The organism is Streptomyces sp. NPDC052101, assembly GCF_040680235.1.
Lineage (GTDB): Bacteria > Actinomycetota > Actinomycetes > Streptomycetales > Streptomycetaceae > Streptomyces.
Map to the genome: position 1 here is coordinate 1 of NZ_JBFAWH010000018.1, position 13,450 is coordinate 13,450.

The following is a 13,450-nucleotide window of genomic DNA, read 5'->3' on the forward strand; positions in this document are numbered from 1 at the left end:
ACGCCCGGTTACATTTCGAACCCGGAAGCTAAGCCTCACAGCGCCGATGGTACTGCAGGGGGGACCCTGTGGGAGAGTAGGACGCCGCCGAACAATCTTTGGAGGACCCCTGGTCCCAGCGTTCAGCTGGGACCAGGGGTCCTTTTGTTTTTACAATGCTTGTAGTACCGAAGACAGGAGTCATCATGTCCACCAACTCTCCCGACGACCGACCGGAGCGCGACCAGCGGCGACGGGACAGTGGTGACCGTGGTGACCGCGGCGGCTACCGGGGCGACCGTGGTGGCTACCGTCGCGACAACGACCGCCGCGACAACGACCGTGGCGGTTACGGCCGGCGTGACGACAACCGCGGTGGTGGCTACGGCGACCGGCGTGACGACCGCGGCGGCTTCAGGCGTGACGACCGGCGCGATGACCGGCGTGACGATCGTCGTGATGACCGTCGTGATGACCGGCGCGGTGGTGGTGGCTACGGTCGTAGGGATGACCGTCGTGAGGGCGACCGGGGTCCGCGTCCGGCGTTCCAGCGGGATGACCGTGACCGTGGGCCGCGTCGTGACGACCGTCGTGACGACCGCGGTGGTTTCCGTCGTGACGACCGGCGTGACGACCGTCGTGATGACCGCGGTGGGGACCGTCCTGCCTTCCGCCGCGACGACGACCGTGGTGGCTACGGCCGGCGCGACGACAACCGCGGTGGCTTCCGGCGCGATGACCGTCGTGACGACCGGCGTGACGATCGTCGTGATGACCGGCGCGGTGGTGGTGGCTACGGTCGTAGGGATGACCGTCGTGAGGGCGACCGGGGTCCGCGTCCGGCGTTCCAGCGGGATGACCGTGACCGTGGGCCGCGTCGTGACGACCGTCGTGACGACCGCGGTGGTTTCCGTCGTGACGACCGGCGTGACGACCGTCGTGATGACCGCGGTGGGGACCGTCCTGCCTTCCGCCGCGACGACGACCGTGGTGGCTACGGCCGGCGCGACGACAACCGCGGTGGTGGTTACGGTGACCGCCGTGACGACCGCCGAGACGACCGCGGTGGCTTCCGGCGGGATGACAACCGGGGTGAGCGCGGTGGGTTCCGGGGCCGGGACGACCGCGGCGGCTACGGCCGTAGGGACGACCGCGACCGTGGGCCGCGCCGCGACGACCGTGGTGGTCGGCCCGGTGGTTTCCGTCGTGACGACCGACGTGACGACCGTCGGGACGACCGGCGCGGCGGTGGCCGTTTCCGCGACGAGCGGGACCGTGACCGGGACCGCGAGCCGATCAAGCGGCTGCCGATCCCGGAGGACGTCACCGGTGACGAGATCGACAAGGACGTGCGGCAGGAACTCCAGAGCCTGCCCAAGACGCTCGCGGAGGATGTCGCCAAGAACCTGGTGATGGTCGCCCGGCTCATCGACGAGGACCCCGAGGGCGCCTACGGCTACTCCAAGGTGGCCCTGCGTCTGGCGTCCCGTGTGGCCGCCGTACGCGAGGCCGCCGGGTTCGCGGCGTACGCCAACCAGAAGTACAGCGAGGCTCTCGCCGAGTTCCGCGCCGCGCGCCGGATGACGGGCGCCGTGGAGCTGTGGCCGGTGATGGCCGACTGCGAGCGTGGGCTCGGGCGGCCGGAGAAGGCGCTGGACATGGCCGGTGCCCCGGATGTGCACAAGCTGGACAAGGCCGGTCAGGTCGAGATGCGGCTGGTCGCGGCCGGTGCCCGGCGCGACATGGGCCAGCTGGAAGCCGCCATCGTGACCCTGCAGAGCCCGGAGCTGGCCTCCAACTCGGTTCAGCCGTGGACCGCGCGCCTGCGGTACGCCTACGCGGACGCGCTGCTGTCCGTCGGCCGCGAGAGCGAGGCGCGGGAGTGGTTCGCCAAGGCCGTGGAGGCCGACCGGGACGGTAGTACGGATGCCTCCGACCGGCTCGCCGAACTGGACGGTGTGGAGTTCGTCGACGCCCTGGACGAGGGCGAGGACGAGGGCGAGCAGGAGAAGCCGGCGCAGCAGGACGGCGACGAGGACTGACGTGTAGTCGCACGCGTGGCCGGTGAGACGAGAAGAGGGCAGGCTCCCTGTGGAGCCTGCCCTCTTTCTTTTGTGTGCGGAGGCTTTTGTGTGCGGAGGTTGTTCTGCGCGCGGGGGCTCAGATCTCCAGTGCGCGCAGCACCAGCCCGGACGCGGGCTTCGGGCCGAACGACGTCGACTTGCGGGGCATCATCACGCCCTGGCGGGCCAGGTCGCGTACGACCTCCTCGCGGATGGGGTGCATCAGGACGGCCGTACCGCCGTCGCGTTCCGCCTTGGCGACCGTCGCGGCCGTGTCATGGATGTAGGCGATGTGGGCCGGGGAGTCCTCGGGGATGTGCCAGACGTGTTCGAGGAGCGTGGCGTGCAGGACCGTGGCGTCCAGGGAGCGCCAGGCGGCCGGGCGGCCGGCCGGGATGGTCCGGGCCAGCAGATCGGGATCCGGGCGGTCGAGCAGGTGGAAGGCGCCGTCGCCGGCCAGCAGGAAGGCGTTGCCCGCGCAGGAGGCGTCCGCGAGCGTCGCCAGCGCCTCGGCGAGCGGTGTGTCGAGCCGTCGTATCCGGAACAGGCCCCGCACCGCCGCGAGCGCGTCGGCGACCGGCAGGCTGTGCAGCAGGCGGTGGATGGCGCGGACGCGCAGCGGGTAGCGGACGGTGTCGACGAGCAGCACCAGGCCGTGGTCCCAGGGGCTGGGGGAGGGGTGCTCGGCGCGCAGCCGCAGGTAGGTGGCCCAGCGATGGTGGCCGTCGGCGATCAGCGCCTGCCGGTGGGCGAGGTCGGACTGGATGCCGGCCAGGTCGGCGGGGTCGGTGACGGACCACAGGCGGTGGTGGAAGCCGTCCTCGGTGGTCGTGGAGAGGAGCGGTGGCCGCTGCGCGGTGCGTTCGACGACCTCCGCGGCCGTGCCGTTGCCGCGGTAGGTCAGCAGCAGCGGTTCCAGGTTCGCGCGCGTGGCGCGCATCAGGGCGGCACGGTCGGCGACCACCGGCGGAATGACGTCCTCGTGCGGCAGCACCACGCCCTCCGCGGGCTCCGAGAGCCGCAGCGCGCCGATGACGCCGCGCTGGAGCATGCCGTTCCCGTCCCGCTGCTCGTAGACGTACAGGCCGGGTTCCGGGTCCGCGGTGAGGATCCCCTCGTCCAGCCAGCGGCGCAGGGTGTCGGCCGCCTGCTCGGTGCCGGCGCTCGGGGTGCCGGCCTGGGGGAGGATCAGGCGGACGATGTTGTGCGGGTCGGCGGACTGGAGGTGATGCACTCCGTCGGGGCGGACCACGACGTCGTACGGCGGGGAGGTGACGGCGGCGAGGCTGCCGACCCGGTCGGGGTCGTAGCGAAGGCCGCGGAACGGGGTGAGTTCCAGGCCTCGCAGCGCCGTTGCTTCCGAGTGACCTGCAGTGTTCATCCCGGCATCGTACGTGTGTCAGTGGCGTGCGGGATGATCGGGGGAAAGGCCTTCGAACGAGGAGCGATGTGGAATGAGCCAGGCGGTCAGGACGAGGCCCGAGGGCAGTGGGCAGCCCCTGAGCGAGGCGTACGACACGGCGCTGCTCGATCTGGACGGGGTGGTGTACGCGGGTGGGAACGCGATCGTGCACGCGGTCGACTCACTGGCGGTGGCCCGCTCGGGTGGGATGCATCTGGCGTATGTCACCAACAACGCGCTGCGGACGCCGGACACGGTGGCCGGGCATCTGACGGAGCTGGGCATACCGACGGGCGCGGATGATGTCATCACCTCCGCGCAGGCGGTCGCGCGGCTGATCAGCGAGCAGGTGCCGGCGGGGGCGCGGGTGCTGGTCATCGGCGGCGAGGGGCTGCGGGTGGCGCTGCGCGAGCGGGGGCTCACCCCCGTGGAGTCGGCGGACGACGATCCGGCGGCGGTCGTGCAGGGGTTCGGCGGGCCGGATCTGACGTGGGGGCGGTTCGCGGAGGCGTCGTACGCGGTGGCGCGGGGGGTGCCGTGGTTCGCCTCCAACACCGATCTGACGATTCCGAGTGGACGGGGCATCGCGCCGGGCAATGGGGCGGCCGTGGAGGTCGTACGGATCGCGACCGGCGCGGAGCCGCAGGTGGCGGGCAAGCCGCTGCCGCCGATGCACAAGGAGACGATTCTCCGGACAGGCGCGAAGCGGCCGCTGGTGGTCGGGGACCGGCTGGACACGGACATCGAGGGTGCCTTCAACGGCGGAGTCGACTCGCTGCTGGTGCTGACCGGCGTCACCGACGGCGCCCAGCTGCTCGCGGCGCCGCCGCGGCACCGGCCGACGTTTGTGGACGCCGATCTGCGCGGGCTGCTCACCGGGCAGCCGGAGGTGACGGCGGACGGTGCGGGCTTCTGCTGCGGCGGGTTCACGGCGACGGCCGGGGCGGACCGTTTGGAGCTGGAGGGCGACGGCGAGCCGTTGGACGGGCTGCGGGCGCTGTGCGCGGCGGCCTGGACGGCGGCCGGGGAGGGCTCCTGCGAGCTGGACGGGGGGAAGGCGTTGGCGCGTCTCGGGCTGTGAGGCGGTCCTTGACCCCCGGGGATCGAGATCGGGAGCGAGGGTAGGCTAACCTAACCTCGTGTTGGTCGACAGTCCTCCGGAACAGCGCGCGGAGACCGCCCCCGCGCCCCCAACCCGCCAGGCGGCAAGGACCCTTGGGCTCCTGCTCTCCGTCGTGATCCTGGTGCTCGTCGCCCTGGCGAGCATCGCGATCGGGGCGAAAGCGCTGCCACCGGACCAGGTCTGGCACGGTCTGTTCCACGACACCGGGACCTATGGCGACGTCGTCGTGGACGAGCGGCTCGCGCGCACGGTCCTCGGGCTGCTCGCCGGTGCCGCGCTCGGCCTCTCCGGCGCGGTGCTGCAGGCGCTCACCCGCAATCCGCTGGCCGACCCCGGACTGCTCGGGATCAACGCGGGGGCCTCCGCCGCCGTCGTCACGGCCATCACCTATTTCGGCGTCACCAGCCTCACCGGCTATGTGTGGTTCGCCTTCCTCGGAGCGGCGGCGGTCGGCGCGCTGGTGTGGTTCCTCGGCGGCAGCCGGGGCGCCACCCCGGTCCGGCTCGCACTCGCGGGTACGGCCGTCAGCGCGGCCCTCTACGGCTATCTCCAGGCCGTGATGATCATGGACGACGCGGCGCTGGGCAAGATGCGCTTCTGGACGGTGGGTTCGCTGGCCTCGGCCACGAACTCGACCATCCTGCAGGTGCTGCCGTTCCTCACGGTCGGCACGGTCCTGGCGCTCGGGCTGGCCCGGCCGCTGAACGCCGTCGCGATGGGCGACGACACCGCCCGCGCCCTCGGCGCGGGCCTCGGCCGCACCCGCGCGCTCGCCATGCTCGCCGCCACCGTGCTGTGCGGAGCCGCGACCGCCGCCTGCGGTCCGATCGTGTTCGTCGGCCTGATGGTCCCGCACGTCGTGCGCTCCTTCACCGGTCCCGACCTGCGCTGGATCCTGCCGTACGCCGCGGTCCTGTCGCCCGTGCTGCTGCTCGGCGCCGACGTCGTCGGCCGGGTCGTGGCCCGCCCCTCGGAACTGCAGGTGGGCATCATCACCGCGATCATCGGCGGCCCGGTCTTCATCTTTCTCGTACGACGGCGGAGGACGGCCCAGCTGTGAAGACCCGATCCATGAACCGGGCCGTACGCGCTCCCGGCGGGCTCTCCCTGCGTCTGGACCCGCGGGCCCTGATCGTCGTCGTCCTGCTGCTGGTCGCCGCCGGCGCCGCGGGCGTCGCCCTGATCGGCACCGGCGACGCGAAGATCCCGGCGGCCGATGTGCTCAGGACGCTCGCCGGGAACGGCACCGCGTACCAGGACTTCATCGTCAACGAGCTGCGGCTGCCGCGCGTCCTGGTCGGCCTGCTGGTCGGTGCCTCGCTCGGCCTCGGCGGCGCCCTGTTCCAGTCCGTCTCCCGCAACCCGCTCGGCAGCCCGGACGTCCTCGGCCTCTCCCAGGGCTCGACGGCCGGCGCGCTGATCGTGATCGTGCTGCTGTCCGGCAGCACCACACAGGTCACCGTCGGCGCCCTGGTCGGCGGCCTGGTGACCGGTCTCGCCATCTATCTGCTCGCCTGGAAGCAGGGCGTGCACGGATACCGGCTGGTTCTGGTCGGCATCGGCGTCTCCGCGATCGCCACGGCCGTCAACGGCTATCTGCTCACCAAGGCCGACCTGGTCGACGCGGCCCGCGCGGTCGTATGGATGACCGGCTCTCTCAACGGCCGCGACTGGGACCAGGTCTGGCCGCTGCTCGCCCTGTGCGCGGTCCTCGTCCCGCTGGTCCTCGCGGGCGCGCGCGGCCTTCGGATGATGGAGATGGGCGACGACGTCGCGAACGCCCTCGGGGTGCCTGTGCAGCGGGTCCGGCTGCTGATGATGGTCTCCGCCGTGCTGCTCACCGCTGCCGCCACCGCGGCCGCCGGACCCGTCAGCTTCGTCGCGCTCACCGCGCCGCAGCTCGCCCGCCGCCTGACCGGCTCGCCGGGCCCGAACCTGGTGCCCTCCCTCTGCATGGGCGCCGCCCTGCTGGTCGCCGCCGACTGGGCCTCCCAGCGCGCCTTCGGCGCCGACCAGCTGCCCGTCGGCGTGGTCACCGGAGTCCTCGGCGGCGGCTATCTGCTGTGGCTGCTGGTCACCGAGCGCAGGTCGGGCCGGATATGAGCGGCACCCGCACGAACACCCCTAGGAGCACTGTGAACCGCCTGTCCGCAGAGAACGTCACCCTCGCCTACGACCAGCGTGTCATCGCCGAGCAGTTGTCGGTGGAGATCCCCGACCACTCCTTCACGGTGATCGTCGGCCCGAACGCGTGCGGCAAGTCGACGCTGCTGCGGGCCCTGTCACGGATGCTCAAGCCGAGCCGGGGCCGGGTGCTGCTCGACGGGCAGGTCATCCAGTCGATGCCCGCCAAGAAGGTCGCACGGACCCTCGGACTGCTGCCGCAGTCGTCCATCGCACCCGACGGCATCACCGTCGCCGACCTCGTCGGCCGGGGCCGCTACCCGCACCAGGGGCTGCTGCGCCAGTGGTCGGCGGAGGACGAGCGGGTCGTCCAGGAGTCGATGCGGCAGACCGGGGTCGCCGAGCTGGCCGACCGGTACGTCGACGAGCTGTCCGGCGGGCAGCGGCAGCGGGTGTGGATCGCCATGGCGCTCGCCCAGCAGACCCCGCTGCTGCTCCTGGACGAGCCGACCACCTACCTGGACATCCAGCACCAGATCGACGTCCTCGACCTCTGCGCCGAGCTGCACGAGGAGCAGGGGCGGACGCTGGTGGCGGTGCTGCACGACCTGAACCACGCCGCTCGCTACGCCACCCATCTCATCGCGCTGCGCGGCGGCGAGGTGATCGCCGAGGGTGCCCCGAACGACATCGTCACCGCCGAGCTGGTGGAGCAGGTCTTCGGGCTGCGCTGTCAGGTCATCGACGACCCGGAGACCGGTACCCCGCTGGTGGTGCCGGCGGCCCGCAAGGCACGTGCGGAGAGGGTCACAGCAGCTTCCTGAGCCGGAACAGATCCAGCAGGCTCGCCTCCAGCCTGACCCGGCCCGTGCCCCAGGCGGTCGCGAAGTTCAGCTCGCCGTCCACCAGGGCCACCAGGTCGTCCCCGGCCATGGCGAGCCTGATCTGCGCCTTCTCCCGCGGTGGACCGGGGTGGGTGTCGTCCACGTCGATCCGGCCGCCCGTCATCCGGCCGGCGAAGGTGACGTCCAGGTCGGTGATGTGACAGCTCACCGAGCGGTCCAGGGCGGCGGCCGCGCGGACGTCGCCGTCGGTGCCCTGCATATTGTCCGAAAGCTTTCCCAGTGCGGCGCGGCACTCCTCGATCGTGGCCATCGCCCACGACGGTACCCCAGCGGTTCGGGGTAGCGTCTGGGCATGAGCGACTCGGTTCCGGAGACGGAGATCCCGCAGGATGCGGTGCAGGAGGCGGCACAGGCCCCGGAGGCGTACGACCCCGCCGCGCCCGCCCCCCTGAACGTCCCGCGCACCCCCACCGGCAGCGCCGAGGTCGACGCCCGGCTGGAGCGGCTGGCCGACGCCGACCACCTCGCCACCGACGGACACGTCGAGGTGTACGAGGATGTACACGGGGGGCTGCGCGACGCGCTCACCGCGCTCGACGCCCGCCCGGGACCCCCGGTGCCCCCGACGTCGTACCACCAGAGCAGGAGCTGAACCGAACGTGGCAGGAGTCGCACGCCGCCGTCTGGACGCGGAACTGGTCCGCCGGAAGCTCGCGCGCTCGCGCGAGCACGCCAGCCAGCTGATCGCCGCCGGGCGGGTCACCGTAGGCAGGACCGTCGCGACCAAGCCGGCCACCCAGGTGGAGACCGCCGTGGCGATCGTGGTCCAGGCCGACGACAGCGACCCCGACTACGTCTCCCGCGGCGGGCACAAGCTCGCCGGCGCGCTGGACGTCTTCGTGCCGCAGGGGCTCGTGGTCGAGGGCCGGCGCGCGCTGGACGCCGGCGCGTCCACCGGCGGCTTCACCGACGTCCTGCTGCGCGCGGGCGCCGCCCACGTCGTGGCCGTGGACGTCGGGTACGGACAGCTGGCCTGGTCTCTCCAGAGCGATGAACGCGTCACCGTCAAGGACCGTACGAACGTACGCGAGTTGACGCTCGAGGCGATCGATGGGGAACCTGTGGATCTTGTCGTGGGCGATCTGTCCTTCATCCCGCTCGGGCTGGTGCTGCCGGCCCTGAAGCGGTGCGTGAAGCCGGACGCCGACCTGGTGATGATGGTCAAGCCGCAGTTCGAGGTGGGGAAGGAGCGGCTCGGCAGCGGGGGTGTCGTACGGAGTCCGCAGCTGCGGGCGGAGGCCGTGCGGGGAGTGGCCGAGAAGGCCTGGGAGCTGGGGCTCGGGGTGCGTGGAGTCACCGCGAGTCCGCTGCCGGGGCCCTCGGGGAACGTCGAGTACTTTCTCTGGCTGCGGGCGGGGGCACCCGAGGTGGACCCGGCCGACGTCGACCGTGCAGTGGCGGAGGGGCCGCGTTGACACAGAACCTGGCGCGTACTGTTTTCCTGCTCGCCCACACCGGGCGGCCCGCGGCGATCCGCAGTGCGGAACTCGTCGTCAAGGGCCTGCTGCGGCATGACATCGGGGTGCGGGTGCTGGCGGAGGAGGCGCGCGACCTGCCGTTGCCCGACGAGGTGGAGCTGGTCAAGGAGGCGACTCCGCAGTGCCTCGACAGCTGCGAGCTGCTGATCGTGCTCGGCGGCGACGGCACGCTGCTGCGCGGGGCGGAGTTCGCCCGGGCGTCCGGAGTGCCCATGCTCGGCGTCAACCTCGGACGGGTGGGCTTCCTCGCGGAGGCCGAGCGGGACGACCTCGACCGGGTGGTCGACCGGGTCGTGGCGCGGTCGTACGAGGTCGAGGAGCGGATGACCGTCGACGTCGTCGTGCACCGCAACGGCGACATCGTGCACACCGACTGGGCGCTGAACGAGGCGGCCGTGCAGAAGGCCGGCGCCGAGAAGCTGCTGGAAGTCGTGCTGGAGATCGACGGGCGCCCGGTGACCGGGTTCGGGTGTGACGGCGTCGTCCTGTCGACGCCCACCGGATCCACCGCGTATGCGTTCTCGGCGGGCGGGCCCGTGGTGTGGCCCGAGGTGGAGGCGCTGCTGATGGTGCCGATCAGCGCGCATGCCCTGTTCGCCAAGCCGCTGGTCACCTCCCCGGATTCGGTGCTTGCCGTGGAGGTGCTGCCGCACATCCCGCCGGGGGTCCTGTGGTGCGACGGGCGGCGGACCGTCGAGCTGCCGCCGGGGGCGCGGGTGGAGGTGCGGCGGGGGGCCGTGCCGGTGCGGCTCGCCCGACTGCATCACTCGTCCTTCACCGATCGGCTCGTGGCCAAGTTCGCGTTGCCGACGACCGGGTGGCGGGGCGCGCCGCACTGAGCCGTCGCTCGCGTCTACTCCATCCCGGGCAGGCCGTGCCCTGTCCGGGTGGCCGGGCCGCCGCTGGCATATGTTGATGGCAATTTCCGGATATGTCTCCCTGTGTCATGCGGTTCGGACGCGAGGAGACGACGATGAGCAAGCAGCATGTGGTGTTGGAGGGGAGCGCACGGCCGGCCAAGGCCGGCGCGACCCGGCTGAGGGACGCGGCCCCGCAGGACCCGGTGAGCGTGACCCTCTCGCTGCGGGGGGAGGTGGTCACCGGCGACCAGATCCCGGCCGAGCGACGCCAGGACGCGGAGAAGACGAAGGCCGTGCTCGAACAGTACGGCCTCACCGTCGACCAGGTCCGGCTCGAACCGGGCAGCATCGTGGCGAGCGGTCCCGTGTCCGCCATGAACGACGCCTTCGAGGCGAATCTCGGCATCTATGAGAGCCCCGAGCAGGGCGAGTTCCGCGGCCGCGAGGGCGAGCTGAGGATCCCGGCCGAACTCGACGGAATCGTGACCGGCGTCTTCGGGCTGGACCGGCGTCGGATGGCGCAGCGCTCGGCCGCCAAGGGATCGGGTTTCAACAGCTCGTTCACGCCGGACGACCTGGCGAAGATGTACAACTTCCCGGCCGGACAGGCGGAGGGCCAGAAGATCGGCGTCGCCGAGTTCGCAGGCTTCGTCACGGCCGAAGACCTGCAGGCCTTCTGCGACCGGCATGGGCTGCAGGTGCCGCGGGTCGAGATCGTGCCCCTGAACCTGAACCCGGTGTCGGCACAGGAGTTCCAGCAGCTGTCACCGCAGGAGCAGAAGGACGAGATCGACGCGGCGGGCGAAGTGATGATGGACGTGCAGATCGTCGCCGGCCTCTGTCAGGCGGCACAGATCTCGGTCTACTTTGCCACGTTCGACCAGCAGGGCTGGATCGAGATGATCGACCAGGTCATCGCGGACAGGCCGGTGACCGTGTCCATCAGCTGGAGCCGTGCCGAGGACCACCCCGGCTGGTCGGGCAACGCGATCCAGGAGATCAGCAAGCGCCTCAAGGGTGCGGCGAAGAAGGGCGTCACGGTCTGTGTCTCCTCCGGTGACGACGGTGCGGGGCACCAGATCGCGGACGGCCGCGCACATGTCGGCTTCCCGAGCGCCAGTCCGTACGTGATGAGCATCGGCGGCACGAAGATCGACGCGTCCGGGCAGGAAGTCGCCTGGTGGGACGCGCCCGGCCATCGGCCCCGCGGCGGATCGAGCGGGGGAGGGGTCTCCATGGCGTTCGCGCGTCCGGACTACCAGCAGCACATCGATGTGGACTCCCTGAACCCGGACGGCATCAGGGGAAGGGTCGTGCCGGACGTCGCGGCGCTCGCCGGCAGCCCGTTCTACGACCTGATCTTCCTGGGCCATCCGGCACCCAACGGTGGCACCAGCGCCTCCACCCCGCTGTGGGCGTCCCTCATCGCCCGTATCAACGCCCTGCTGCCCCCGGAGAAGCAGCAGCGCTTCTTCACGCCGCTGCTCTACCAGAGCGGGGCCAACGGCACGCCGCTGGGCCAGGCCGCCTGCCGGGACATCGCCGTCGGCCACGACAACGCCTCCAACCCGCCTGCGGTGGGCTACCCGGTGAAGCAGGGGTTCGACGCCGTCACCGGCTGGGGCGTGCCCGACGGCGTCGCCCTCCTCAAGGGACTGCACTGAGGGTCCTGCACTCGGCCGGGTGACAATGCGGGACCGATCCGCATTCGTCACCTGCGCCTTCGTACGACGGGGCCGGGGCCCGTCGCACTCCGGCCCCCCGACCTCGTAAGGTCTTGTCCGTGTTGGAGGAGATGCGGATACGGTCGCTCGGGGTCATCGACGACGCTGTCGTCGAGCTGTCGCCCGGGTTCACCGCCGTCACCGGTGAGACGGGTGCGGGCAAGACCATGGTGGTCACCAGCCTCGGGCTGCTGCTCGGTGGGCGGGCGGACCCGGCGCTCGTACGGATCGGGGCCGGGAAGGCCGTCGTGGAGGGACGGGTCACCGTCCCCCCGGACGCCGCCGCCGTCGTACGCGCCGAGGAGGCCGGGGCCGAGCTGGACGACGGGTCGCTGCTGATCAGCCGTACCGTTTCCGCCGAGGGACGCTCCCGGGCCCATCTGGGCGGGCGTTCGGTGCCGGTCGGGCTGCTCGCCGAGCTGGCCGACGACCTGGTGGCCGTGCACGGGCAGACCGACCAGCAGGGGCTGCTGAAGCTGTCCCGGCAGCGGCAGGCGCTGGACCGGTACGCGGGCGACGGCATCGCCGTGCCGCTCGCCAAGTACACCGAGGCCTACCGGCGGCTGCGGGCCGTCTCCGCCGAGCTGGAGGAGATCACCACGCGCGCGCGTGAGCGGGCGCAGGAAGCCGGCATGCTGCGGTACGGGCTGGAGGAGATCGCCGCCGTCGAGCCGCGGGCCGGCGAGGACGTCGAGCTGGCCGAGGAGGCCGAGCGGCTCGGGCACGCGGAGGCGCTGTCCTCCGCCGCCACGGCCGCGCACGCCGCTCTCGCGGGCAATCCCGAGGACCCCGAGGGGATCGACGCCTCAACCCTCGTCGCGGGCGCGCACCGGGCCCTGGAGGCCGTCAGGTCCCACGACCCGGCGCTCGCCGCCCTCGCCGACCGGATCGGCGAGATCGGGATCCTGCTCGGCGACGTGGCCGGCGAGCTGGCGGGGTACGCCGACGACCTGGACGCCGACCCGCTGCGGCTGGCCGCCGTGGAGGAGCGCAGGGCGGCCCTGAACGCCCTCACGCGCAAGTACGGCGACGACATCGACGCCGTGCTGGCATGGGCCGAGCAGAGTGCCGCCCGGCTCACCGAGCTGGACGGCGACGACGAGCGGATCGAGGAGCTGACCGCCGAGCGGGACGCCCTGCGCGCCGAACTGGGCGGACTCGCACAGGCGTTGACGGACGCGCGGACCGGGGCCGCCGAGCGGTTCGCCGCCGCCGTGACGGCCGAGCTGGCCTCGCTGGCGATGCCCCACGCGCGCGTGTCCTTCGACATCCGGCAGACCGAGGACCCGGAGGGCGTCGAGGTCGGCGGTCGCACGGTCGCCTACGGGCCCGCGGGCGTGGACGAGGTCGAACTGCTGCTCGCCCCGCACCCGGGCGCGCCGCCGCGGCCCATCGCCAAGGGCGCGTCCGGCGGTGAGCTGTCCCGGGTGATGCTCGCTGTCGAGGTCGTGTTCGCGGGCACCGACCCCGTGCCGACGTACCTCTTCGACGAGGTCGACGCCGGTGTCGGCGGCAAGGCCGCGGTCGAGATCGGTCGGCGGCTGGCGAAGCTCGCCAAAACCGCGCAGGTCGTGGTCGTCACCCACCTTCCGCAGGTCGCCGCCTTCGCCGACCGCCAACTGCTGGTCGAGAAGACCAACGACGGATCCGTCACCCGCTCCGGCGTGAAGGTCCTGGAGGGCGAGGAGCGCATCCGCGAACTCTCCCGCATGCTGGCCGGCCAGGAGGACTCCGAGACGGCCCGCGCCCACGCCGAGGAACTCCTGGCGACGGCCCGGGCGGACGGGTGAGG

The 13,450-nt window shown here is 72.1% G+C and carries 13 protein-coding genes and 1 rRNA gene; 12 read left to right on the forward strand and 2 right to left on the reverse strand.

The window, feature by feature from the left end:
• The 3 genes from rrf to AB0L75_RS28595 all read left to right on the forward strand — a co-directional run.
• Positions 1-93, forward strand: a 5S ribosomal RNA gene (gene rrf, locus AB0L75_RS28585); the annotation flags it as partial.
• A 150-nt stretch (positions 94-243) separates the two neighbouring features.
• Positions 244-1,392, forward strand: a complete 1,149-nt coding sequence (locus AB0L75_RS28590) for a hypothetical protein (RefSeq protein WP_365186695.1) — start codon at positions 244-246, stop codon at positions 1,390-1,392.
• The gene (locus AB0L75_RS28595; protein WP_365186676.1) at positions 1,284-2,021 is read left to right on the forward strand and encodes a hypothetical protein; all 738 of its coding nucleotides are present in this window, start codon (positions 1,284-1,286) and stop codon (positions 2,019-2,021) included. Before AB0L75_RS28590 ends, AB0L75_RS28595 begins: the two co-directional genes overlap by 109 nt.
• Positions 2,022-2,139: 118 nt before the next feature.
• Here AB0L75_RS28595 and AB0L75_RS28600 read toward each other — a convergent pair whose 3' ends face one another.
• A complete protein-coding gene (locus AB0L75_RS28600; protein ID WP_365186329.1) occupies positions 2,140-3,423 on the reverse strand; it encodes a DUF1015 domain-containing protein in 1,284 nt (427 codons plus the stop codon).
• A 73-nt stretch (positions 3,424-3,496) separates the two neighbouring features.
• Here AB0L75_RS28600 and AB0L75_RS28605 point away from each other — a divergent pair, with 73 nt between their 5' ends.
• From AB0L75_RS28605 to AB0L75_RS28620, 4 genes are read left to right on the forward strand one after another with little or no spacing between them, the layout of a single operon-like run.
• Positions 3,497-4,525 (forward strand): HAD hydrolase-like protein, encoded by a 1,029-nt coding sequence (locus AB0L75_RS28605; protein ID WP_365186332.1) that lies wholly within the window; start codon positions 3,497-3,499, stop codon positions 4,523-4,525.
• A 58-nt stretch (positions 4,526-4,583) separates the two neighbouring features.
• Positions 4,584-5,627: an iron chelate uptake ABC transporter family permease subunit gene (locus tag AB0L75_RS28610; protein WP_365186335.1), complete on the forward strand. Its 1,044-nt coding sequence runs from the start codon at positions 4,584-4,586 to the stop codon at positions 5,625-5,627.
• 11 nt (positions 5,628-5,638) lie between these two features.
• Positions 5,639-6,670 (forward strand): iron chelate uptake ABC transporter family permease subunit, encoded by a 1,032-nt coding sequence (locus AB0L75_RS28615; protein ID WP_365186678.1) that lies wholly within the window; start codon positions 5,639-5,641, stop codon positions 6,668-6,670.
• Positions 6,667-7,515 (forward strand): ABC transporter ATP-binding protein, encoded by an 849-nt coding sequence (locus tag AB0L75_RS28620; RefSeq protein ID WP_365186338.1) that lies wholly within the window; start codon positions 6,667-6,669, stop codon positions 7,513-7,515. The genes AB0L75_RS28615 and AB0L75_RS28620 overlap by 4 nt, the downstream gene beginning before the upstream one ends.
• On the opposite strand, the gene AB0L75_RS28625 is transcribed toward AB0L75_RS28620, so the two are convergent.
• Positions 7,499-7,846: an SCP2 sterol-binding domain-containing protein gene (locus AB0L75_RS28625; protein WP_365186340.1), complete on the reverse strand. Its 348-nt coding sequence runs from the start codon at positions 7,844-7,846 to the stop codon at positions 7,499-7,501. The two genes, AB0L75_RS28620 and AB0L75_RS28625, sit on opposite strands and share 17 nt — an antisense overlap.
• Positions 7,847-7,888: 42 nt before the next feature.
• Here AB0L75_RS28625 and AB0L75_RS28630 point away from each other — a divergent pair, with 42 nt between their 5' ends.
• The 5 genes from AB0L75_RS28630 to recN all read left to right on the forward strand — a co-directional run bounded on the left by AB0L75_RS28630 (position 7,889) and on the right by recN (position 13,448).
• The gene (locus AB0L75_RS28630) at positions 7,889-8,188 is read left to right on the forward strand and encodes a hypothetical protein (RefSeq protein ID WP_365186343.1); all 300 of its coding nucleotides are present in this window, start codon (positions 7,889-7,891) and stop codon (positions 8,186-8,188) included.
• A 7-nt stretch (positions 8,189-8,195) separates the two neighbouring features.
• The gene (locus AB0L75_RS28635) at positions 8,196-9,011 is read left to right on the forward strand and encodes a TlyA family RNA methyltransferase (protein WP_365186345.1); all 816 of its coding nucleotides are present in this window, start codon (positions 8,196-8,198) and stop codon (positions 9,009-9,011) included.
• Positions 9,008-9,913: an NAD kinase gene (locus tag AB0L75_RS28640; RefSeq protein ID WP_365186348.1), complete on the forward strand. Its 906-nt coding sequence runs from the start codon at positions 9,008-9,010 to the stop codon at positions 9,911-9,913. Before AB0L75_RS28635 ends, AB0L75_RS28640 begins: the two co-directional genes overlap by 4 nt.
• A 134-nt stretch (positions 9,914-10,047) precedes the next feature.
• Entirely contained in the window at positions 10,048-11,598 is a 1,551-nt protein-coding gene (locus tag AB0L75_RS28645) for a S53 family peptidase (RefSeq protein WP_365186350.1), read from the forward strand.
• 131 nt (positions 11,599-11,729) lie between these two features.
• Entirely contained in the window at positions 11,730-13,448 is a 1,719-nt protein-coding gene (gene recN, locus AB0L75_RS28650; protein ID WP_365186681.1) for a DNA repair protein RecN, read from the forward strand.
• Positions 13,449-13,450 lie beyond the last annotated feature (2 nt).